Annotated in this window: 15 protein-coding genes; 8 read left to right on the top strand and 7 right to left on the bottom strand. The window is 66.4% G+C overall.

All coding sequences use genetic code 11. From position 1 onward, the window contains the following. Positions 1-89 precede the first annotated feature (89 nt). The gene (locus tag JAV51_RS20470) at positions 90-275 is read right to left on the bottom strand and encodes a hypothetical protein (protein ID WP_307845884.1); all 186 of its coding nucleotides are present in this window, start codon (positions 273-275) and stop codon (positions 90-92) included. Between the two features lie 37 nt (positions 276-312). Here JAV51_RS20470 and JAV51_RS13760 point away from each other — a divergent pair, with 37 nt between their 5' ends. The 4 genes from JAV51_RS13760 to JAV51_RS13775 all read left to right on the top strand — a co-directional run bounded on the left by JAV51_RS13760 (position 313) and on the right by JAV51_RS13775 (position 11,787). Further along, positions 313-4,026, top strand: coding sequence for an Eco57I restriction-modification methylase domain-containing protein (locus JAV51_RS13760; RefSeq protein WP_307845885.1), 3,714 nt, complete (start codon positions 313-315; stop codon positions 4,024-4,026). Between the two features lie 883 nt (positions 4,027-4,909). Further along, the gene (locus tag JAV51_RS13765) at positions 4,910-7,642 is read left to right on the top strand and encodes an NACHT domain-containing NTPase (protein WP_197321110.1); all 2,733 of its coding nucleotides are present in this window, start codon (positions 4,910-4,912) and stop codon (positions 7,640-7,642) included. A gap of 984 nt (positions 7,643-8,626) precedes the next feature. Further along, positions 8,627-10,789, top strand: a complete 2,163-nt coding sequence (locus JAV51_RS13770; RefSeq protein WP_197321111.1) for a UvrD-helicase domain-containing protein — start codon at positions 8,627-8,629, stop codon at positions 10,787-10,789. 98 nt (positions 10,790-10,887) lie between these two features. Next, positions 10,888-11,787: an NAD-dependent protein deacetylase gene (locus tag JAV51_RS13775; protein ID WP_197321281.1), complete on the top strand. Its 900-nt coding sequence runs from the start codon at positions 10,888-10,890 to the stop codon at positions 11,785-11,787. Positions 11,788-11,879: 92 nt separating this feature from the next. Here JAV51_RS13775 and JAV51_RS13780 read toward each other — a convergent pair whose 3' ends face one another. Next, positions 11,880-13,031 carry a GDSL-type esterase/lipase family protein gene (locus JAV51_RS13780; protein ID WP_197321282.1) on the bottom strand — a complete coding sequence of 384 codons (1,152 nt, stop codon included), beginning with the start codon at positions 13,029-13,031 and terminating at the stop codon, positions 11,880-11,882. A 170-nt stretch (positions 13,032-13,201) separates the two neighbouring features. Between JAV51_RS13780 and JAV51_RS13785 the strand changes: the two genes are divergently transcribed. Then, positions 13,202-14,074, top strand: a complete 873-nt coding sequence (locus tag JAV51_RS13785; protein WP_197321283.1) for an oxidoreductase — start codon at positions 13,202-13,204, stop codon at positions 14,072-14,074. 3 nt (positions 14,075-14,077) lie between these two features. Here the strand turns inward: JAV51_RS13785 and JAV51_RS13790 are convergent, their stop codons facing one another. Both JAV51_RS13790 and JAV51_RS13795 read right to left on the bottom strand, forming a co-directional pair. Then, the gene (locus JAV51_RS13790; protein ID WP_197321112.1) at positions 14,078-14,941 is read right to left on the bottom strand and encodes a GNAT family N-acetyltransferase; all 864 of its coding nucleotides are present in this window, start codon (positions 14,939-14,941) and stop codon (positions 14,078-14,080) included. Positions 14,942-14,993: 52 nt separating this feature from the next. Next, complete coding sequence (locus JAV51_RS13795) at positions 14,994-15,299, bottom strand: hypothetical protein (RefSeq protein WP_197321113.1); 306 nt, start codon at positions 15,297-15,299, stop codon at positions 14,994-14,996. 175 nt (positions 15,300-15,474) lie between these two features. Between JAV51_RS13795 and JAV51_RS13800 the strand changes: the two genes are divergently transcribed. Further along, positions 15,475-15,909 (top strand): hypothetical protein, encoded by a 435-nt coding sequence (locus tag JAV51_RS13800; protein WP_197321114.1) that lies wholly within the window; start codon positions 15,475-15,477, stop codon positions 15,907-15,909. Between the two features lie 18 nt (positions 15,910-15,927). Here JAV51_RS13800 and JAV51_RS13805 read toward each other — a convergent pair whose 3' ends face one another. Continuing rightward, positions 15,928-16,905 (bottom strand): Lrp/AsnC family transcriptional regulator, encoded by a 978-nt coding sequence (locus JAV51_RS13805; RefSeq protein ID WP_197321115.1) that lies wholly within the window; start codon positions 16,903-16,905, stop codon positions 15,928-15,930. A gap of 134 nt (positions 16,906-17,039) precedes the next feature. Here JAV51_RS13805 and JAV51_RS13810 point away from each other — a divergent pair, with 134 nt between their 5' ends. Together JAV51_RS13810 and JAV51_RS13815 are read left to right on the top strand one after the other, a co-directional pair. After that, positions 17,040-18,596, top strand: coding sequence for an AbgT family transporter (locus JAV51_RS13810; RefSeq protein ID WP_197321116.1), 1,557 nt, complete (start codon positions 17,040-17,042; stop codon positions 18,594-18,596). 28 nt (positions 18,597-18,624) lie between these two features. Then, positions 18,625-19,779, top strand: coding sequence for a M20 family metallopeptidase (locus tag JAV51_RS13815; RefSeq protein WP_197321117.1), 1,155 nt, complete (start codon positions 18,625-18,627; stop codon positions 19,777-19,779). A gap of 27 nt (positions 19,780-19,806) precedes the next feature. Here JAV51_RS13815 and JAV51_RS13820 read toward each other — a convergent pair whose 3' ends face one another. Together JAV51_RS13820 and JAV51_RS13825 are read right to left on the bottom strand one after the other, a co-directional pair. After that, on the bottom strand, positions 19,807-21,048 hold the full coding sequence (locus tag JAV51_RS13820; RefSeq protein WP_197321118.1) for an NAD(P)/FAD-dependent oxidoreductase: 1,242 nt from the start codon (positions 21,046-21,048) through the stop codon (positions 19,807-19,809). A 155-nt stretch (positions 21,049-21,203) separates the two neighbouring features. Beyond that, a complete protein-coding gene (locus JAV51_RS13825; protein ID WP_197321119.1) occupies positions 21,204-21,974 on the bottom strand; it encodes an IclR family transcriptional regulator in 771 nt (256 codons plus the stop codon). Positions 21,975-22,034: the final 60 nt, after the last annotated feature.

Below are 22,034 nucleotides of genomic sequence, written 5' to 3' on the forward strand. Positions count from 1 at the left end.
GAGGGCAAGGACGTCAGCGGCAGCCTGCCGTCGGACTACCGCGTGGTGGGTGCGCGTTCGGTCAGCGACGAGGCGGAACGCCACTGGGACTACCTGCGCTCGGTGTGGGCGGAGCTGCGGCGGAAGCTGCCGCGCGCCCCGGAGTCGGAGACCCCGCAGGACGTCACCGGCCTGGCCGGCTCGCAGTGGCTCGTTCCGCTGTTCTCCGAACTCGGCTTCGGGGAACTCACCTCGCTCGGATCGTCGGGTATCCCGGCCGACGACCACGCCACCACGGGCAAGACCTTCCCCGTCAGCCACCGCTGGAACCACGTGCCCGTGCACCTGGCGGCGTGGCACCACTCGCTGGACCGCCGTCCCGGCGGCGCGGGCACGGTGCCGCCGCAGTCGCTGGTGCAGGAATGCCTCAACCGCACCGAGAACCACCTGTGGGGTGTGGTCACCAACGGCCGCCAGTTGCGGCTGCTGCGCGACTCCAGCGCCCTGGCCACCGCCTCGTATGTCGAGTTCGACCTGGAAGCCATCTTCGACGGCGAGCTGTTCAGCGAGTTCGTGCTGCTGTATCGGCTGCTGCACGTCTCCCGCTTCGCCGTCGCCGACGGCGCGTCCCCGGCGACGTGCTGGCTGGAACGCTGGCGACTCGACGCGATCACGTCGGGCACGCGGGCACTGGACCAGCTCCGGGAGAGCGTGCGGCAGGCCATCACCACGCTCGGCACGGGTTTCCTGCGACACCCGGACAACACCCGGCTGCGCGAGAACGTCGACGTGCAGGCGCTGCACGCCGCCCTGCTGCGGCTGGTGTACCGGCTGCTGTTCGTGTTCGTCGCCGAGGATCGCAAAGCCCTGCACCCGCAGGACGCGGACGAGTTGGCCAAGCAGCGCTACGCGAAGTACTTCTCGACGGCGCGGCTGCGCGCGCACGCGCGGCGCCGCCGGGGCACCGCGCACGACGACCTGTATCGGGCGCTGCGGATCGTGCTGGACGCGCTCGGCGACGAGCACGGGCGTCCCGAGCTGGCCCTGCCGGGTCTCGGTGGCATCTTCGACGACACCGACGCCGACGCCCCGCTGCGGGGCTTGTCGTTGTCGAACGAGTATCTGCTGGCGGCCGTGCGGCACCTGGCGCAGATCCGCGATGTCGGTTCCCGCCGGGTGCGCCCGGTGGACTACCAGCACCTCGGCGCCGAGGAGCTCGGTTCCATCTACGAGTCGCTGCTGGAACTCGTGCCGAAGCACAGCGCCGTCGACCGCGAGTTCGAGTTGAAGGAGCTGGCGGGCAACGACCGCAAGACCACCGGCTCCTACTACACTCCGGCCTCGCTCATCGAGTGCCTGCTGGACTCCACCTTGGACCCGGTGATCGATGACGCGGTGAAGCGCGGCGAGCAGGCGGCCTCGGCCGCGGGCCAGGCGGACGCCACGGGGGCGATCACCCGTGAGCTGCTGTCGCTGACGGTGTGCGACCCGGCCTGCGGCTCCGGGCACTTCCTCGTGGCGGCGGCGCGCCGCATCGCCAAGCGGGTGGCGGCGGTGCGGGAACGCAACCCGGAGCCGACGGTGGACGCCGTACGTCACGCGCTGCATGAGGTGATCGCCCACTGCATTTACGGCGTGGACCTCAACCCGATGGCCGTGGAGCTGACGAAGGTGTCGCTGTGGCTGGAGGCGTTGGAGCCGGGCAAGCCACTGAGCTTCCTCGACGCGCACGTCAAGTGCGGCAACGCCCTGCTCGGCGCGACCCCGAAGCTGCTGCGGAAAGGCATCCCGGACGAGGCGTTCAAGCCGATCGAGGGCGACGACAAGAAGTTCGCCAAAGCGCTGGAGAAGCAGAACAAGGCCGAACGCGTGGGCCAGCACAGCCTGTTCGATCTGGCGAGCGAGGCGAAAGTGGCGAACACGGCGTTCGCCACGGGCGTGCGCCGCATCACCGAGGCGCGCGCGGACGTGCTGGCCGACGTGCGTCGCCAGGAGTCGGCCTACCGCGAGTTCGCCGAGTCACCGGAGTACCGGCAGGCGCTGCACGTGGCCGATGCGTGGTGCGCGGCGTTCCTGTGGCGCAAGACGCCCGACGCGCCGCTCGCGGTCACCGAGGAGGTCTTCCGCAATCTCCAAGACCCGGACGCCGACGCGGCCCCGCAGAGCACCCACGACGAGATCACCCGCCTGCGCGAGGCGTACAAGTTCTTCCACTGGCACCTGGAGTTCCCGGACGTGTTCACCGTGCCGGACAACGGCGCGGACGTGGCCGAGGACAGCGGCTGGTCCGGTGGCTTCTCGTGTGTGCTGGGGAACCCGCCGTGGGAGCAAGTCCAGCTTGATGCTCGCGAGTTCTTCGCGTCCAAGCGAGCGGACATAGCCGAAGCGCCGAATATGACCGCGCGCAACCGCATGATCAAGAAGCTGGAGGCGGAAGACCCCGGCCTGTTCGCTGAATTTGTTGCTGAACAGCGCAAGAACGATGGTTTCAAGCATTTCGTGCATGCTGCCGGTCGATACCCGCTCACCTCGTACGGTCGCCTGAACACTTACTCGCTCTTCGCGGAACACGTCCGCAACATCATGGATGATCATGGCCGAAGCGGCCAAATCGTGCCATCAGGTATCGCTACGGACTCGTTCAATCAGTACTTTTTCAAAGATCTTGTTAAACGTGAATCGTTGGCTGCGCTCTACGACTTCGAGAACGCCGTGCCCCTGTTTCCCGGTGTGCACCGTTCGTTCAAATTCTGCATCTTGTCGCTCGTGGGCCGTGCGGTGCGTGAACCCGCCGCACGTTTCGCGTTCTTCCTGCACGACCCGGCAGAGCTGGATGAGGCCGACAAGGCGTTCGCGCTGACACCGGAGGAGATCACCCTCCTCAACCCCAACACCGGCACCTGTCCGGTATTCCGCTCCCGCCGCGATGCCGAGATCACCCTCGGCATCTATCGCCGCGTTCCGGTCCTGGTCAAGGAACCGGACGAGTGCGGCCAGGGCGGCAGCAATCCTTGGGGCGTGCGGTTTCAACTCATGTTCATGATGAATACCGATTCTGATAAGTTCCGCACTCGCGAAGACCTGGAAGCCGACGGCTGGACACTGTCCGGCAACGTCTTCACCAAGGGCGCCCAACGCATGCTGCCGCTGTACGAGGCGAAGATGCTGCACCACTACGACCACCGCTGGGCCACCTACGACGAAAAAGGCGACGTCCACGACCTCACTCTGGAGGAGAAGCAAGACCCGAGCGCGGTCGCCTTCCCCCGCTACTGGGTTTCCGAAGCCGACGTACCCACCGACCGTTTCGACAAGAATGGCAACCGCATCTACGAAGCTGGTGTAGCCACCCGGCTCGCGAACAAGGACTGGGAACACGATTGGCTCCTGGGCTGGCGCGACATCTGCCGGGCCAGCGACGAACGAACGATGATCAACAGTTTGATGCCGAGAACTGCTGTGGGGCATCCGTTTCCCAACATGTACATCGCGCAGCCACATCTGGTCCCATTCCTCGCCGCGCAGCTCTCGTCACTGGCATTCGATTACGTGACACGCCAGAAGATCGGCGGAACTCATCTCACCTACGGGTACGTGATGCAGTTGCCGGTTCTTCCTCCATCTCAAGCGAAGGTGCATCTGCCGTTATGTGCGCCGCGCGTTCTCGAACTCACCTACACCGCCTATGACATGGAGCCGTTCGCGCGAGACCTCGGTGACACGGGATCCCCGTTCCGGTGGGACGAGGAGCGCAGGGCTGTCATCCGTGCCGAGTTGGATGCGTTGTTCTTCCACCTCTACGGCATCTCGCGCGAGGGCGCTGACTACATCCTCGACACGTTCCCGATCGTCAAGCGCAAGGACGAGGCCAAGTACGGCACCTACCGCACCAAGGACCTGATCCTCGCTGAGTACGACCGCATGGCCGAAGCCGGAGTGAGCCTCGACAACCCGCTTGTCGACGGGGAGAACTACACCTCCACTCTCACCCCACCTCCCGGCCACGGCCCCCGCCACGCCCCCGCACCGAATGCTGAAAATGCCTGATGCCCGATAGGCTCTTCCTATTTCGGCGGCCCTCGCCGGCGACAGGCCTTGTGCTTACGACAGGGCTTCAGGTCGGGTGGGCTGTGGCTCACCGTCGCTGTGGGGGCACGTTATGACGTTACAAGCCCGGTTCTGGAGCCACTAGCAGGGAGCCGCCGCGACGTGAACAGGCCGCGGAACTCGCTGATGCCGATGAGGCGCGCGCGTTCACAAGACGTTAGCTAGTGAACAGACGGCGACGCCATCTCGGCTGGTTCCGGCCTCCGCCTCGACATCACCTGCGACACGGGTGAGCTTGTCCTCACCCGTGTCGAGCTTACCTGGAGTCTTGCGACAGCTACTTCAATATCTTTGTCAGTCTCGGGATGGCTCGATGGCTCCTTTGCGCGACTGAAAAGCGATCGAACATTTCGTGTATCCCGAACCCAAGAATACCGGGGGCTACCTGTGGACCGACGCTGCCCTACGTCCAGGATGAGTTGAATTCGTTCGGAGTATTGACGATGCGCTATTGCTTGGCGCCCAAGCTCTCAAGATCACTGCAGTGATCTACTTGACTACGTATTAGAGAGCCGTCCGAATCAGCGGAAAGAGTTCGGGGGATACCTTATGTTCCTTCTGGCCTCCACGAGAAGCACGACGACGAGAAGGGGGAGGTCCGACAGTCGATTGGCGACCGCATTCTCGTCGTCCGGGGGGGGGGGCAGAGGTATCGGCACGTCTTCGCGCGCCTCAAGTGCCAGCGAAAAGCTGTTGCGTTAGCCGATGCGATCAGAGAGTTTCGAGGAAGTTCACGCGCGCAGCTTGTAGCTGGAGCTACCCAGTACTGGCGTCGCTGTGTAAGAATACTGCAGTCTGCCCCTCCCCTTTACCAGGAGATGACGTGAGTAATGCGAGGATCGCCGAACTGGTCGATGGGATCGCCGATCTAATCGATGCGCCAGACCGACATCAAGCGCCGTTGAAGACTCTGGCTCACGTTGAGTTCCAATTGCGTGTGCTGGGGTTGCTTTGTGCTGCAGCGGCTGATGCGCCAACCACGTTGACCACGCCGGGATCCCTCGATATCTGGTCCCGATACATCATCCTGCATTGTCGTTCGCTCGATTGCGAAACCTGTGAAATCGATGCGCGTCTCGTCGCCGAGAGTGTCAATAACGAGGTAGCTAAAGGCACGTCAATCCGGAGGATGCGTAATCAAGTTTTCCACGGCGGCCCGGATCCAGAGAACGTCGACCTCGATGCGCTCCATCGGGTGGTGTCGGACAACGCAGACCGGATTCTGAAGATTTGTAAGCACGGGCATGTATCCCGACCAGACCCATTCTTTATCAGGGTTGACGATGAGCTTGCCGCTCTGAACGACTACTCCGAAGCGTTTGCTACCTATTGGCCTCGCCGTGGACCGGCAACCGAAGTCATGCGACAAGACATTCTTGAAGCGCTTCGGGAGCTGGTGCCTCACAGTGGAGATCGCCTGCTGGAAAGCTTTGCGATAGATATTCAAAAAGACCTCCGAGGCTTCGCCGAGAGGGAATCTGTCCAGGTTCGCGTTGTTCCTTCGGAACCGATTGCGGTGCGGTGGGACCTACGTACTTCAAGTGGTACTATCCGACGCTTTGACCAATTCGGAATGACTGTCGATCACACTCGGGTCTGGTACTCCGAATCAGGATCGAAGTCGTATAAGGAGTTCCTGGCTGACATCTGCAACTGGGAACTCCTTAAAGAACGGCTCTTGGAGCAGCTTGAGGAGCAGGTTGAGCACGAAAGTCAGATCAGTGAGGAACTGTTCCCTAACCTCAAACGCTATATCACCGATGTTCCGGCCCGCGTTCGTGTTACTGAGGGTGGGCTTGGCGATCGCAGGGATTGCACGATTGCTGAGGCATGTGAACTGATTACATCCCAGACTGACAATTACAGCTCACAGACGCACCTCATCATACTCACTGGTGAGGCTGGCTCGGGCAAAACGCACAGTTTGCTTCAGTTCGCCAGGGAGTCGCTCGCGTATGGTAAGGAGCTCAGTCCGCTCGCAGTTTATATTTCATCGAGTGGAACCAGTGCGAATAGTCTTAACACGCTCCTGGACGCGAGCATGGCTCGTACCCGGATTCTTGACAAGAGCTCTGTTCTGGCGCTGTGCCGCTCAGGCCTCGCCATCTTGGTGATTGATGGATTCGACGAACTGCTCGGTTTTCGAACTTACGACGATCCATTATCTGGTCTCAAACCGATCCTGGACGAATTGCGCGGCAAGGGGACAATCATTTTGTCGGCGCGTTCGAGTTATTCGGAAGCTCGGCTTCGTCGGAACCTTCAGCAACATCCCGCACTCGATTGGCCGCCACGTGTAACATCTCTCGAGCTTCAACCCTGGCGGCGGGAGCAACTGCGGGAACTCACTAGTCGGCTGGCTGTCGAAGCGACGGAGCAGAACATGCCCACAGAGATTCGTCAGCTGTTGACCACGCCATTTTTCTGTCTCGCTTTTGCCGCCTGGGCTCGGTCTGGAAGAATACAGGATTTTCTACAGTTTGTAGTCGATTCCTGCTTGCAACGGGAACGGCGTAAGTTGAGAGGGCAAAGAGGCACTGAACTCTTTGATTCCGAGGCGTTGGCCAATATATTTTCCGAGGTTGCCGAGCTGATTGCCCGTAACGCCGTACCGGAAATATCCGAAGAGGACCTTGAACTGGCGGCTTCTATGGCGCTAGCGCGCGACCTCACCAACGAAGAAAAGCGTCGGCTGAGTTCCCTGTGCGGAATGAGTGCCGAGTGGTCTGAAGACAAGCTTTCCTTCAAGTTCACTCATCTTGCTATCGCCGAGCAATTTTTTGCTCGGCAAGTCGCGCGATTGCCGCACGAGCAGGCAGCCGCCCTGTTATTTAACGTTCCTATCTCGACACTCTGTGCGCAGCTGATCGTGTCCATTTGGCGGTGGGAGTATGGTGAGACACCCACTGGGTTGGTCAATGCGCTCCAGGAGAAGGTAGAAGCAGTGGAAGTCTATGATCCACGTCTGCCCGGCGCGCTCAGCCTCGGCGAATTATGGGCGCAGGTCTACGGGACTGGTGACGGCCCTCGCATTGCCCGTCGGATCACGGTCGAAGATTTGGATCTGGACGGTTCCGGCCGAGTTACTCTAGAGGGAGCGCACGTCCAGAACCTGACTGTGGGAAAGCGTGTCGAACTGTTGCTCAAGTCTAGTTACGTCGTCCGCCTAGATGTATCGAACTCCTCCACCTCAGTTTTAATCGGTGACTCCTACAAGCAGGTGCGCGAGTTGTTGACGTATAACGAACTGGCTGTCGGTCCAGTGAAAATAAAGCAGGCGCTTGGTTTGGCGCAGGACGAAACAACCGACGCCAGTGAAATTGATGCCTATTTTAAGGCGAATCTCCTCGGGGGGGCGCCGATCCTTGTGAGCTCGCGTGACTACGCGCCGGATGGAGACCTCCGGCTTAACTGGGTCCTAGCCTATGGTCTCGATGTTTGGCAGGATTTCGTTCGCCGAATGAAGGAGGAAGGAAAGATCACTTTAGAGAGGGTAGCTACGAGCGGGCGCCGGAAGGTGCGTTTGCGCTTGACAGAGAAACTTGACGCACCCTAACACGACAGAGCTGTGAAGATAGCGCCCCGGTGTCGCGGAGCTCTCGGGATCTGTCTCGTGCCATGCCCGGCGGGCAATTTCCGCGGTTGCACTGTTGGGTATGTTGGTCTAGTAAATGGTCGGTCCGGGAGCGGTGCCGCTTTTCGGAATGACGTGTCCGTGGTCAATCTTGTCTTCCGAGGCCGAAAGCGAAAGGTAGACCGGCAAAGAGGCTCACGCAGTGTTCAAGCTTCAGCTGGTGGTGCCGTACTCAGCTTGTTTGCGATTATGGTCGACCCGGAAATCAGCTGGGCTGTGTCTGGACTAATGGCGCAGATCGGCGGCTCCGAGCTCGGTCCGCGCGACCTTGGTGGTGAGCGCGCCTAAGGTTTGAAGACGTGGTTGAAGTGGGAAATCGGATACGGACGTATGTGCGTACCAGTCGGTGCTTCGGCTGAAGTCATAGAGGTGTGACAAGCTCGCCGAGCTACAAGTGACATGTGAGTGGAAGATCATGGCGAACGGGTGGTTCCAGTCAGGCTGGCGGATCGCGAGGGAGTTCGATGTCCAGCGCATATCCTGAGATCTGGCGTCGCGCGCCCCATGACGGTCCGAGGGCGCGTGGACATCTGCTGGCGTTAGAAGGGGCCAACGGCAGTCAGCAGTTCATGGTGTGTGCTGGCTTTTAGGTTCGACTCGATTTCGTGCCGTCGGTCGGCTCGCTGAGTAGGTCCGCACTCACCTACTCCCAGTCTTGCCGTTGGCACGATAAGGAGCCGAGCAATGAAAGTGTTCGGTCGAGTGTCGTGCCCGAATCGTTGTGTAATCCTGTAACGATCGGCAAGTTGAGGCGTTTCGAGCGATCGCCGCATCCGGTGCCATTCGAGGGCGAGATCATTGGCCGAGCCGAAGACATGCCAGGTAGAGGTGGTCTGTCAGCCTACTGGAAACAGGATAGCTCGTGGAGCCTCGCCCAGACGCTCGTTCAGCCAATATGATCGGACCATGCCCGCACTTGCGTTCGCCAGCAGCTTCTGGGAGACCTACGACGTACTCGACAAGCAGGTCAAGGCCGGCGTCCGCAAGGCGATGGCCAAGTTTCAGCAGCTGTCGATCGCGCAGCTGTACTCGGACAAGGGTCTGCATCTGGAAACAGTGGAGAACGCTCGCGACTCGCGCATGCGGACCATCCGAGTGACCCAGTTTTGGCGGGGGGTCGTTCTCGCTCCGGACGACGGCAGCGACACCTTCCTGCTGCTCAGCGTCGTTCCGCATGACGAGGCATACGGCTGGGCTGCCAAACGCCTCTACACCGTCAACTCGGCGACCCGCGCGCTGGAGGTGCGTAACGTCGTCGCCATCGAACAACTCACGCCCTCGCTGGAAGAAGCTTCCGCGAAGGTGCCGACCCGATTGTTTGCCCGCCACTCCGACACTGTGCTGCGCGATCTCGGCATCGACGACCAGGTGCTGCGTGCCGCCAGGGCGATCACCGACAAAGCGCAGCTGGACGCCTTCGGTGGTGTACTGCCTGAGGACCAGTTCGAGGTACTCCAATTCCTGGCTGAGGGCTTCTCTCCCGAGGAGGTTTACCGCGACGTCGTAGCGGTGCGGCGGCCTGCCGAGGTCCCGGCTGAGACCGGTACTGAGGAAAGCCTTGAAATGGCCATCCGCAACACCACCAGTCGCATCACTCTCGTCACCGGTCCTGATGAACTTGCCGAGATCCTCGACAAGCCGTTCGCGGCATGGCGCGTGTTTCTGCATCCATCGCAGCGTCGGGTCGCCTACCGCCCGTCTTTCAGTGGTCCTGCACAGGTCACCGGCGGGCCGGGCACTGGAAAGACTGTCGTGGCCCTGCACCGAGTGAAGCACCTGCTGTCCCAGTCAGAGGACAGTCGCATCCTCTTGACCACCTTCACAAACGCGCTGGCCGACATGCTGCGGGAGAATCTCAAGCTGCTGTTGGACCATGACGAGGCGAAACTCGCCCGCGTGCACGTGACCACCGTCGACGCATTCGCCAACCGGGTCGTGCGTGACTCGACTGGGCGAGTGCAGAAACTCATCACCGATCTTGACGAGCGACAACTGTGGCGGCGGATCAGTCGGCGTCTCGACCTTCCCTGGGGTGATCAGTTCCTCGCACAGGAGTTCCGGCACGTCATTCTGGCTCAGGACATCACCAGCGAGCAGGAATACCTGGACGCTGTCCGGAGAGGGCGCGGTTCCGCTCTGAGGGCGGTGCAGCGGCGGCAGCTCTGGCGTGCTGTGGAGGAGTTCCGGACAGAGCTGCGATCGAAAGGCGAGACGACCCACCTGCAAGTCTGCGCTCACGCAGCTGAGCTGCTCAGCGGAGCTGAGTTTGGTTCGTACCACTACGACCACGCGGTCGTTGATGAAGCTCAGGACTTGCACCCAGTGCAGTGGAGGGTGGTGCGCGCTGCTGTCGCGTTGGGTCCCGACGACCTGTTCATCACAGGCGATCCTCACCAACGCATTTACGACTCCCGCGTGTCGCTACGCGCTCTCGGAATTTCCGTGGCTGGTCGTAGTAGCCGCTTGCGGATCAACTACCGAAGCACAGCCGAGATCCTCACATGGTCGGTCGGCTTGCTCGCCGACACGAACGTCGAAAACCTCGGCGGTGACGGCGACGACACTCTGATCGGCTATCGCTCGTTGCTGCGCGGCACTCGCCCCATGGTCGCGGGCTACGCGAGCGAGCAGGAGGAGATCGCCGCGCTCGTGGACCATGTGCAGGGCTGGCTGAAGCAGGGGGTCCGCGCCGACGAGATCGCCGTGTGCACGCGGTTCAACGTCCTATTGGACAAGGTGCGTGAGCGATTGGTTGCTGCGGGCATCCCTGCGGTGAAGGTCAAAGACCGGCCGGGGGCTGACGTCGACGGTGTGCGGCTGGCGAGCATGCATGCGATGAAGGGATTGGAGTTTCGCTGCGTGGCCGTCGTCGGCGTCACATCGAACGCGGTTCCGTTCACCAGAGACGTCACGCCCGCGGAGGTGGACAGCGTCGCGCACGCCAGCGACCTGCTGAAAGAACGTTGTCTGCTCTTCGTCGCCTGTACGCGAGCCAGAGAGCGACTCGTGGTGTCGTGGAGTGGTAAGGGCAGCTCATTCCTGCCGGTTCATGCCGACGGCCGTGTGTGAAGTCATTCTGTGGACGGCGAAGACGGCTCGGGAGCGTCACGTCTCGTTCCGCCCTTCATGCACCGGCCTCGCTCCCTCCGTACCCTGAACGGGTGCGGATGCGACCGACGTTGAGCTGGACACCGACCGGGGTGAGCGCGCCGTGCACTGCCGAGGTGACCGACGTCGTCCGGGTGGTCGGCGGTGGTGGCGTGGTGGTGCTCAGCGGCGCCGGGTTGTCCACCGAGTCAGGCATTCCGGACTACCGTGGCGCGGACGGGACGTTGACGCGGCATCTGCCGATGACGCACCAGGAGTTCCTGTCCAGCGAGGAGGGGCGGCGCCGGTACTGGGCGCGCAGTCACCTCGGCTGGGTCACGTTCTCGCGGGCTCGCCCCAACGCCGGGCATCGGGCGGTGGCGGCGTTGCAGCGCAGCGGTCACGTCACCGGCGTGATCACGCAGAACGTCGACGGGCTGCACCAGGCTGCGGGCTCGGACGGGGTCGTCGAACTGCACGGCAGCCTCGGGCGGGTCGTGTGTCTCGACTGCGGACACAACAGCTCCCGGTGGCAGCTCGAACAGCGCCTGCGGGCGGCCAATCCCGATTTTCACGCCGATGTCACGCGCGTCAACCCCGACGGCGACGTGGACCTGCCCGACGAGCTCGTGCGCACGTTCCGGTTGGTGCCCTGCACCGCGTGCGGGATTGGTCGGCTCAAGCCGGACGTCGTGTTCTTCGGCGACAGCGTGCCGCGCGCTCGGGTCGAGCGGTGTCGTGACCTGGTGGAGCGGGCGCGGGCTCTGCTCGTGCTCGGGTCGTCGCTGGCGGTGATGTCCGGGTTGCGGTTCGTCCGGCAGGCCGCGAAGGCGAACATTCCGGTGCTCATCGTGAACCGAGGCGAGACCCGCGGCGACGAGCATGCGATGGTGCGCGTCGACCGGCCACTGGGCTCGGCGCTGACCGAACTCGTCGAGCGGCTCGACGGCACGGCCACGCTCGACGCTCGGACCGGGTGAGGCCCGCCGCATGACCTCGTGCACGGCGAGACAAGGACGCGGCGGCGGACGACGTTCGGGTCGTGGGGTCGACCTGCTCGCGGGGTGACCCGTCAGTCTCGCGCGAACACGCCGCCTGGGCCGAAGACGAGGTCCGCGAAGCGGTCGCCGATGCGGCGGTGCGTCGCGGAGTCGGGGTGGAGGGCGTCGGGCAGCGGCAGGTCGGCGGCGTCCGCCTCGCCGTAGAGGGTGCGGCCGTCGAGGTAGTGCAGGTTCGGGTCGCTTTCCGCTCGCTGGGCGACGACGGCGGCGAGGTCGTCCCGGACCGTCGACAGCGTGAGCCTGCTCGGGTCGGTGGGATCGCCGGTGGCTCGGAATCGCACGACGCCCTCGCGCAGTGCGTCGACGTCGAACGCGCCCGGGCCGGGGGTGTGTTCGTGGATGGGACACCACAGCGGCGAGATGACGAGCAGCGGAGTCGTCGGGTGGCCTTCCCGGATCGTGTCGAGGAATCCGTGGACGGCCGGGACGAAGGCGCGGCGGCGCATCAGGTCGGCGTTCACCACGTTGATGCCGAGTTTGACGCTGACGACGTCGGCGGGGGTGTCCCGGAGGGTGCGGGCGGTGAACGGGTCGAGCAGCGCGCTGCCGCTGAACCCGAGATTGATCAGGTCGACGGCCCCGCGCGCGGCGGCGAGGGCGGGCCAGGTGGTGCTGGGACTCGCGGCGTTGGAGCCCTGGCTGATGGAACTGCCGTGGTGGAGCCAGACGCGGTCGCCCCTCGGCACGGGTGCGACGGCGGCGTCGGTGCGCAACGCCACCAGGTGTGTGATCTCGTTGTGGGGCAACCAGATCTCCACGCGCTTGTCGTGTGCGGGCAGGTCGGAGAAGCGCACGGTGCTCGTCGCGCCGGGTGTGGTTCGGCTGGTTCCGGTGGTCGGGTCGATGGTGACGACCGTGCCGCCCGTCGCGCTCACCTGGTTGGCGAGGGCACCGTCGACGAGCAGGTCGAATACGCCGCGCGGGCGCGGTGGCACGCCCTCGTACTCGATGCGGGTGGAAGTGGTGTCGAGCTCCACCGTCGTGGCGCGGGTATGGACGACGAGGCGGACGCCCGAGGGTTGGCTTTCCGCGAGGTGAAGCCGCTGGTCGGGGCACTGCGCGCGAGCGCGGGCGGGCAGCCGATGCGGCAACAGCCCCTGGTCGGTGTGCTCCAGCTCGATCGCGCCGTGCACGAGCTGGTCGGTGATCGGGGACGTCGTCACGGGGCCGGGCGAGTGAGGCACAGGGGCAGGGTGTCAGGGCGGCTGCGACACCGCACGCGAATTTCCAAGGCGTCCCTCACCCACGGAACGGCGGTGGGCGCGGGGGATAATGCGATGTCACTGGAACGACGGCCCCTCGCCGGGGCCGGTGCGGCGAAGGGCGGACGATGATGGCGGACAGCGGTCTCGGTGGCACGTTCACGATGGCCGGGGGCCCGACGGTCTCCCGGATGGGATACGGCGCGATGCAGTTGGCCGGCCCCGGTGTGTTCGGCCCGCCCGCCGACCGCGACGAGGCCATCGCCGTGCTGCGCACCGCCGTGGAACTGGGGATCGACCACATCGACACCGCCGACTTCTACGGGCCACACGTCACCAACGAGTTGATCCGCGAGGCACTCGCGCCCTACGACGACGTGCTGATCGTCACCAAGGTCGGGGCCGTGCGCGACGAGCAGGGCGGCTGGCCGCACGCGCGTTCGCCCGAGCAGTTGCGGGAGCAGGTGGAGTCGAACCTGCGCACGCTCGGCGTGGACGCGCTGGACGTCGTCAACCTGCGCGTCGGCGGTGGTCCCGACGGACACTCGCCGGTGCCCGGCTCGATCGCCGAACCGTTCGGGGCGTTGGCCGAGATGCGTGAGCAGGGGCTGATCAAGCACCTCGGCGTCAGCGTGGTCGACGAGGCCCAGGTGCGGGAGGCGCAGTCGATCGCGCCGGTCGTGACCGTCCAGAACTGGTACAACGTCGCGCACCGGGGCGACGAGGCGCTCATCGCGTCGTTGAACGAGCAGGGCATCTCCTACGTGCCGTTCTGGCCGTTGGGCGGCTTCACGCCGATCCAGTCCGCGGTCCTGGACACCGTCGCGAAGGATCTCGGTGCCTCGCCGCAGGCGGTTGCGTTGGCGTGGTTGCTGCACCAGTCGCCGAACATCTGCGTCATCCCCGGGACGTCGTCGGTGGCGCACCTGCGGGAGAACGTCGCGGCGGCGTCGCTGGAATTGCCGGACGACGCACTCGCCGCGCTCGACGGCATCGCGGGCTGAGACTCAGCGGTCGAGTCGGAGGTCCGGCACTGCCGCCTCCGGGCGGAAACCCGCGGAGACGTAGGTGGCGACGCCGCCGACGTTGGAGCTCGGCGTGCACACGAGCGCGCTCGACGCGCCCAGCTCCCGCAGCATCGCCGCCGCCGCGAGGGTGACGGCGCGGCCGTGACCGCGTCCGCGGTGGTCTCGGTGCACGCCCATCGGTTCCACGAGCCCGGGGCGTCCCGGTCCCGCCGACCACACCGTCACGGCGGCGACGGCATCGTCCCCGTCGTAGGCGACCAGGCAGCGCGCGTCGACATAGGCGGGACCGGCGGCCATCGCGTGCCAGTGGTCGGTGGTGAACGTCGAGGCGTCGAACGCGGCGCGCTGGACCTCGACGCGGACGTCGGGCCGCTCGGGGCCGATCACCTCCACGCGGATGGCGGTACCTGGCACCGGGGTCGTGAGGTCGCGACGCAACGGCGTCCACGGTTCGTCGGGAACCCAGCCACGGTCCGTCAAAACCTCGCGTAGCACGGCGTCCGCAGGAGTTTCGAGCGACACCGGCCCGGCGGGCAGCGCGCCGCGTCGTGGGTCGGCGAGGTCGTCGGCGAGCTGCTGAGCGAGCCGGTCGTCCCGGCGTGCGTGTGGGGCGAGGGTCAAGCGCAGCAGTGTCGCGCCGTCCCGCAGTCCTATCGCGACGATCCGCCCGGCGTCGCTCCAGGTGCGGACCGCGGCAGCGGTCGCCTCGGCCCCGAATCGCCGATACCAGCCGAGGTCGCCCGGGTGCAGTTGCCAGGGAGCGGCGTCGGACTGCCACTCCCGCAACACGGCCACCACCGTGTCGAGCGTGTCGACGGTCGGGGTGCCGAGGGTGAGGCCCATGGCGCGATCCCACACCAGCCGCCCGAATCCGCGCACCCGATTTTCGCCCGGCTCAGACGCCCAACCACAGAATCGTCAGGAAGCCGAACACGGGCAGACCGAAGAGTGCGACCTCCCGGAACGGCCGAGGCCGCCGCCAGGCGAACGCGTAGGTGAGGGGAGTGCCCAGGAGGGTGATCGCGGTCATTCCCGGGCCGAAGTCGTAGTAGAGCACGTCGACGTCGGGCGGCCCGAGCACGAGCACGAGCACGGCCGTGGCCGTGACCGCCCAGAGCGCCATCGCGCCCAGGGACAGCAACAAGCCGCGCAGCCGATGGCGTTCGTCCCGCGCGTGTGATTCGGGTCGGTGGTCGCTCATGGCAGGTGACGGTAGGGCGGCGCGTCTCCTCGTGTCGCGGTCGTGACAGCAACAGGACATCGTGCGCCGCAGGGACGCCGCGTGTCATCAAATCCTCAGGTACACCCCGCGATCGTGGGAGCACCGAACCGTCCGGCTCCGGACGGCGCAGTCCCACGGAGAAACGGGAGTCGAGATGAAGGAGAACAACGCCCGGATGCCCCTGGCCCTGAAGCTGGTCTTGGGTGTCCTCTTCTTCCAGGCGCTGATCAACACGGCCGGCGGGGTGTTCATGTTCGTCCTCGCGGCGGAGGACGTCGATCACGGCAGGGAGGTGCCGAGTCTGGTCTACGTGCTGGCCGGGGTGTCGGTGTTCCTCGGTCTGACCCTGCTGGTGTGCGCGGTGTTGCTGATCCGTCGGGTGCTCGCGGCCCGGCCCGTCGTCGCGGGCATCGAGGTCCTCGGTGTCGCCAACGGCCTTCTCGGACTCGTCCTGGGCGCACCCGAGTACCTGGCCGGGCTGGGTCTGGCGATGCTGGTCCTGATGCACCTCTTCCGTCGTGAGGTGACCGAGTGGCTCGACCCGCGCCCGCTGGGCCAGAACGACCCGGCCACGCCGGCGACCCGCTGAGAGTGCCGCCTCGACCGGTCAGTCGTCGAGGCGGCCTTCCGCGCGCCCGAGCCAGTACCGCTTGCGCACCTCCCGCACCACGGACACGTCGAACGACGCGACGCCGGGCAGGTCGGCCAGGTCCACGGTGAGCAGTTCGGCGAGCGCGTCCTCGTCCTCGAAGATTCCGTGGTGCACCACCGACGAGCTGCCCGCCACGATCGTCACGTAGCGGGCGGAGCGGTGGTCGGCCAGCGCCTCGGCCACGGGCTTGATGGCCGGGGGCGTGACCGTGAGCGCCACGATCGCTTCCAGGGAGTAACCGAGGAAGTTCGGCTCGATCTCCACGCGCGGGCGCACGATGCCGCGGCGCAGCAGCGCCTGCACCATGCGGTAGGCGGTGGACTGCCCGACACCCAACTCGCGCGCCACCTGCGCCGTCGACATGCGCCCGTTGCCCCGCAACAGCCGCAGCGTGGCCCACATGTCGTCGTCGAGCTCCAGCGGTTCGTCCAGCTTGTCCACGTTGTCGGTGGTCAGGGCCGAGACCTGCTCGTCGGTGAGCCGGGGCAGGCGCCACGAGTCGGCCTTCGTGACTCCGCGCAGCACGAGTTCGGTGTGGGTGGAGCGCACGCCGTCGAGGGAGGGGACACGGTCCAGCAACGCGGGCAGGTCGTCGTCGTGCCCGGGCTGCATCGTGCAGAAGACGTCGGCGCGCCCGGTGGTGGTCGCCACGAACTGGGTCTGGGGCAGCTCGGCGAGTGCGCTCGCGACCTTGTCCGACTCGCCGGGAGCGGTGTCGACCCAGACGTGCCAGGGGTTGCCGCGGCCCGTGATGGGCCAGTCGAGCTGTCCGATGACGCGCAGCAGGCGGGCCGACTCCAGTCGCGCGAGCCGTCGGCTGACGGTGCTCGACGACCAGCCCAGCACCTCGGAGAGCCGGGACAAGGGGGCCCTGGGGGCCACCTGAAGAGCTGCGACGAGGTCCAGATCCTCCGCGTCGAGGGACTCGCTCATGCACGGAATGTAGCACCGGGCTGGGCGCCTGTGAATAGAAGCGGCATTTTGAACTCCCTCTTGACTAATCTGCCTATCGGTCCGTCTAATTCTCGAAACTTCCTTGCAGCCCGACCCGAACGGATTCATCGACCGTGGCCGAGACGACAGAGACGGTCTCCTCCGAGAAGACCTCCCGCACCGTGCGCGTGACACTGAAGGTGCTCGCGGGCATCGAGCGGCTGGGCAACAAGCTGCCCCACCCCTTCTGGCTGTTCGTGATCATGGCCGGGATCGTGGTCGTCCTGAGCGCCGTCCTGGACGCGCTGGGCGCCTTCGCCATCTCGCCGACGAACGGTGAACGCGTCGAGATCAAGAGCTTGCTCTCCGCCGAGGGCATCCAGACGATGATCGGCGGGGCGGTGGAGAACTTCGCCGCGTTCCCGCCGCTTGCGCTCATCATCGTGGTGATGCTCGGCGTGTCGGTGGCCGAGCGCAGCGGGATGCTCTCCGCGCTGCTGCGCCGCACCGTGACGCGCGTTCCCCCGAAGTACCTGACCTTCGCCTTGGCGGTCACGGGTGTGTCCGCCAGCGTCCTCTCCGACGCCGCGTACGTGGTGCTGATCCCGCTCGGCGCGCTCGTGTTCAAGGCGGCGGGCCGCAGCCCGATCCTGGGCACGGTCGTGGCGTTCGGCTCGATCTCGGCGGGGTACGACGCGTCGGTGCTCGTCACCGCCGGTGACGTGCTCTTCGCGGGCATCAGCACGAGTGCCGCCGACCTCATCGAGCCCGGCTACGTGGTCAACCCGCTCGCCAACTACTTCTTCACCGCTGTGTCGGCGGTCTTCCTCGGTCTGCTCATCACGCTGGTCACCGAGTTCCTGCTCACCAAGCGCACGGCGAAGATGGCCGTGGACGGCGACGGGGGCGACCAGGACCTCGGCGAGATGGAGTTGACCGACAAGGAGCGCAAGGGTCTGCGCTACGCCGGGCTGTCCCTGCTCGCGCTCGCCATCCTCGTCGCTGCCGCGCTCATCCCGTCCGGTTCCCCGTTCCGCGGTGAGGACGGCGGTGTGCTGACCTCGCCGATCATCACCGGCATCGCCATGGTGCTCGGACTGGCGTTCCTCGTCATGGGCGCCGTCTACGGCCGCGTCGTGGGCACGCTGCCCAAGGCCGCCGACATCCCGGCCGCGATGGCCACCGGCGTGCGCGACCTGGCGCCCGTGATGGTGCTGTTCTTCGCGGCGAGCCAGTTCATCGCCTACTTCAAGTGGACGTCGATGGGCGAGGTCATCGCCATCCGGGGCGCGGACCTGCTCGGTGCCCTCGGCGTGCACCCGCTGATGATGCTCATCGGCCTGATCCTCGTCGCCGCGGTGATGAACATCTTCATCACGAGCGGGTCCGCGCAGTGGACGCTCATCGCTCCGGTCTTCGTGCCCATGTTCATGCTGCTGGACGTGCCGCCCGAGACCACCCAGGCGGTGTTCCGCATCGCCGACTCGGCCACCAACCTCATCAGCCCCATGAGCCCGTACTTCGTCATGGCTCTCGGCTTCCTGCAGCGCTACCGCAAGAACGCGGGTATCGGCACCCTGATGTCGCTGACACTGCCGATCTCCGTCGTGGTGCTGGTGTCGTGGACGTTGCTCTTCGTCGCCTGGTGGCTGACCGGCATCCCGCTGGGCCCGGGCGTGGACGTCCGCTGACCTCTCGAAACACAAGGAGACACACACGATGGCATTGGACGACGTCGCCACCTGGACCAAGCAGGCGCTGCCCGAGCTGACCGACGACCTGCGGATGCTCGTGGAGCTGGAGACGCCCAGCAACGACAAGGCGCTCCTCGACCGCGGACTCGACGCCCTGACGCGGTGGCTGGTCGACCGGCTCGGCGAGCCGGACGAGTCGGCCCGTCACCACGGCGGCGAGTACGGCGACGCGCTCGAAGCGACCTACACCGGCAGCGAGCCGGGCACCGTGCTGGTGCTCTGCCACTACGACACCGTGTGGCCCGCGGGCACACTCGCGGAGTGGCCGTTCGAGGTGCGCGACGGCCGCGCCACCGGACCCGGCGTGTTCGACATGAAGCACGGCATCGTGCAGGCGGTGTGGGCGCTGCGGTGCCTGCGCGAACTCGACCTGCCGAGGCCGACGGTGCGGTTCCTGTTCAACGGTGACGAGGAGATCGGCAGCCCCGCCGCCCGCCCCCACATCGAGCGGCTCAGCGAGGACGCGCGTGCCACGCTCGTGCTGGAGGCGTCGGTCGACGGCAAGCTGAAGACGGCGCGCAAGGGCGTCGGCCTCTTCGACGTCACCGTGGAGGGCATCGAGGCCCACGCGGGCCTGGAGCCGGAGAAGGGTGTCAGCGCCATCCACCAGCTCGCGGAGCTGATCCCGCAGATCGTGGCCGCCGCCGCGCCGGAGAAGGGCACCACGATCAACGTCGGACTCGTCGAGGGCGGCAGCGGTCGCAATGTCGTGGCCCGGCACGCGACGTGCGGCATCGACATCCGGGTGGCCGACCCGGCCGAGCAGACTCGGCTCGACGAGGCGTTCGCGGCGCTGCGGCCGTCGGACTCCCGTGCGCGCCTGACCGTGAAGGGCCAGTGGAACCGGCCTCCCATGGTCGAGCACGAGGAGTCCAAGGCCCTGTTCGCCGTCGCCAAGGACGTGGCCGACGGACTCGGCTGGGCCACTCTCGACGGTGTCGCCGTCGGCGGTGCGAGCGACGGCAACTTCGTCTCCGGCCTCGGCCGTCCGGTGCTGGACGGGCTCGGCGCGGTGGGTGCGGGCGCGCACGCCCGCCACGAGCACGTGCTGCTCGACCACCTGCCCAGTCGGACCGCGCTGGTCGCCGGCATCCTGACCGCGCTGGCCGAGCGCGACTGAGAAGACCGTGCGTGGTGGTCGGCGCCGTCAGTGCGCGCCGACCACCACGCCGTCCAGCGGTATCGACGGGTCGGCGAGGCGCGCGGCGTCCACGGTGGCCCGGCGCCGGACGAGCTGCTTGGCGGGCTCGATGCCCTCGTCCCACCGGTTGACGTGCATGCCCGCCACGACCCGGCCGTCCGCGAGCCAGAAGGCGTGGAAGGCGTCTTCGCCCAGCTCGCCCCGCACGACCACGTCGTGGGAGCCGCTCGGCAGGCCGACGAACTCCATGCCCAGGTCGTACTGGTCGGTGTAGAAGAAGGGCAGTTCGTCGTAGGGGGTGCCGCGGCCGAGCAGGCTGCGTGCCGCCGCGGGCCCCATGGCCAGGGCGTTCGCCCAGTGCTCCACGCGAAGATGCCTGCCGTAGAAGGGGTGCAGGGCGGAGGCGACGTCGCCCGCCGCGACGATCGTGGGATCACCCGCGCGCAGGTACTCGTCGACCACGATGCCGTGGTTCGCGTCGTCCACCGCGAGCCCGCCGCCGCGCGCCAACGCCGTGTTCGGAGTGGCCCCGACGGCGATCAGCACGGTGTCGGCCTCGACCTCTTCGCCAGCGTCCGTGGTGAGCCCGAGGACGTGCCCCGACCCGATGAGGTTGCGCGGGCGGCGACCCGACAACACCGTGACCCCGTGCCGTCGGTGCGTCTCGGTGACGTACTGCCCGATCTCGGTCCCCAGCGTGGCCTGCAACGGCACCGGCTGGGGCTCCACGATCGTCACCGGGCAGCCGTACCGGCGGGCGGCCGCCGCGACTTCCAGCCCGATCCAGCCACCACCGACGACGGCCACGGGATTGCCGGAGCGCAACGCCTCGCGCAGCCGTTCGGAGTCGGCCAGGTCGCGTAGGTAGAGCACGCCTTCCAGTTCGGCACCCGGCAACGACAGGCGGCGTGGGCTCGCGCCCGTGGCCAGCATCAGGTGCGTGTAGGCGAGGTGCCGTCCGTTCGCCAGCTCGACGGTGTGGGTGTCGCGGCGGATGGAGATCACCGCCGCGCCGAGGACGAGATCCACCTCGTGGTCGGTGTACCACCCGGGCCCGTGGACGGCGGTGCTCGCGCGGTCGAGCTCGCCCAGCAGGTAGTCCTTCGACAGCGGGGGCCGTTCGTAGGGCAGTTCCTCTTCCGCTCCCACGAGCAGGATCGCGCCGGAGAAGCCCTCGGCGCGTAACGTCTCGGCGGCCTTCGCGCCCGCGAGGCCCGCCCCGACAATGACGACGGTGTCCCTGGCCATGCCCTCACCGCTTCCGTGTGCGCGCCTACGCGGCGAGTACCCGGCGTGCGGCGGGGTTACGCACCGGCCGGATGACGCCCGTGTCCCGGGTCGTACGCGACACCGTCGCCCGGATCACCGGACGGCTGCGTTCCGCTGAGCACCGGGTCGGCGATTCAGCCGCCGACCCGCGCCGTGAGCTCGGCGGCCGAGGCGCGCACCTCGGCCGCCAGGTCCGGCCACTGTCGCCCGCACTCGGCGTCGCACTCGTGGCGGAACGTCACGCTGATCGCGGCGATCGGGCGGCCGTCCGGGTTGACCACCGGTGCGGCGACGGAGGCGAAGCCCTCGGTGACGTAGCCGTCCTCGACGGCCCAGCCCCGCCGACGTTCCGCCGCCAGCAGCCGCCGCAGTCTCGGCAGGTCGCGGGGACCCCGCTCGGTGCGGAGCACGAAACTCCCGGAGCGGGGGAACAACGCCCGCACCTGGGCTGCGGGCAGATGCGCGAGGATCGCGCGTCCCGACGCGGGCAGGTGCGCGGGCAGGCGTACCCCGACCTCGGTCACCAGTCCCAACGGCCACCGCGGTTGCTCCCGCAGCAGGTACAGCGTCTCGGCGCCGTGCAACACACCCAGGTGGGCGGTGAGTCCGATCCGGTCGGTGAGGGCACGCAGCAACGGCCGGGCCAGCTCCTCCAGCGGGTTGTGCCGCAGGTAGGCCGAACCCACCTCGAAGGCCGTCACCCCGAGGCCGTAGCGGCGCTGCTCGGGCAGGTGGGTCACGAATCCGGCCGCTGCCAGCTCCGACAGCAGGTGATAGGTCGTGGAGCGCGGCAACTGCAACTCCCGAGCCACGGCGGCGGCCGTCATCGGCTCCGCCTTCGCCGCCAGCAGCCGCAACACGGCCAGCCCACGCCGCAGGGCGGGCACGTCGCTGCTTCGCCCCACCTCTCGTCCTCCTGTCTGGGATACGAGACAGTGTCGCTCGCCGTGGTCTCGCTCGCGAGC

Source organism: Saccharomonospora sp. NB11 (assembly GCF_015910535.1).
Lineage (GTDB): Bacteria > Actinomycetota > Actinomycetes > Mycobacteriales > Pseudonocardiaceae > Saccharomonospora.

What these genes read in the sequence shown, in the direction of transcription:
- JAV51_RS13770 (WP_197321111.1), top strand. Translation starts at nt 8,627, where the DNA reads ATGCCCGCACTTGCGTTCGCCAGCAGCTTCTGGGAGACCTACGACGTA.
- JAV51_RS13815 (WP_197321117.1), top strand. Translation starts at nt 18,625, where the DNA reads ATGGCATTGGACGACGTCGCCACCTGGACCAAGCAGGCGCTGCCCGAG.
- JAV51_RS13805 (WP_197321115.1), bottom strand. Translation starts at nt 16,905, where the DNA reads ATGAGCGAGTCCCTCGACGCGGAGGATCTGGACCTCGTCGCAGCTCTT.
- JAV51_RS13795 (WP_197321113.1), bottom strand. Translation starts at nt 15,299, where the DNA reads ATGAGCGACCACCGACCCGAATCACACGCGCGGGACGAACGCCATCGG.
- JAV51_RS13820 (WP_197321118.1), bottom strand. Translation starts at nt 21,048, where the DNA reads ATGGCCAGGGACACCGTCGTCATTGTCGGGGCGGGCCTCGCGGGCGCG.
- JAV51_RS13790 (WP_197321112.1), bottom strand. Translation starts at nt 14,941, where the DNA reads ATGGGCCTCACCCTCGGCACCCCGACCGTCGACACGCTCGACACGGTG.
- JAV51_RS13800 (WP_197321114.1), top strand. Translation starts at nt 15,475, where the DNA reads ATGAAGGAGAACAACGCCCGGATGCCCCTGGCCCTGAAGCTGGTCTTG.
- JAV51_RS13785 (WP_197321283.1), top strand. Translation starts at nt 13,202, where the DNA reads ATGGCGGACAGCGGTCTCGGTGGCACGTTCACGATGGCCGGGGGCCCG.
- JAV51_RS13775 (WP_197321281.1), top strand. Translation starts at nt 10,888, where the DNA reads ATGCGACCGACGTTGAGCTGGACACCGACCGGGGTGAGCGCGCCGTGC.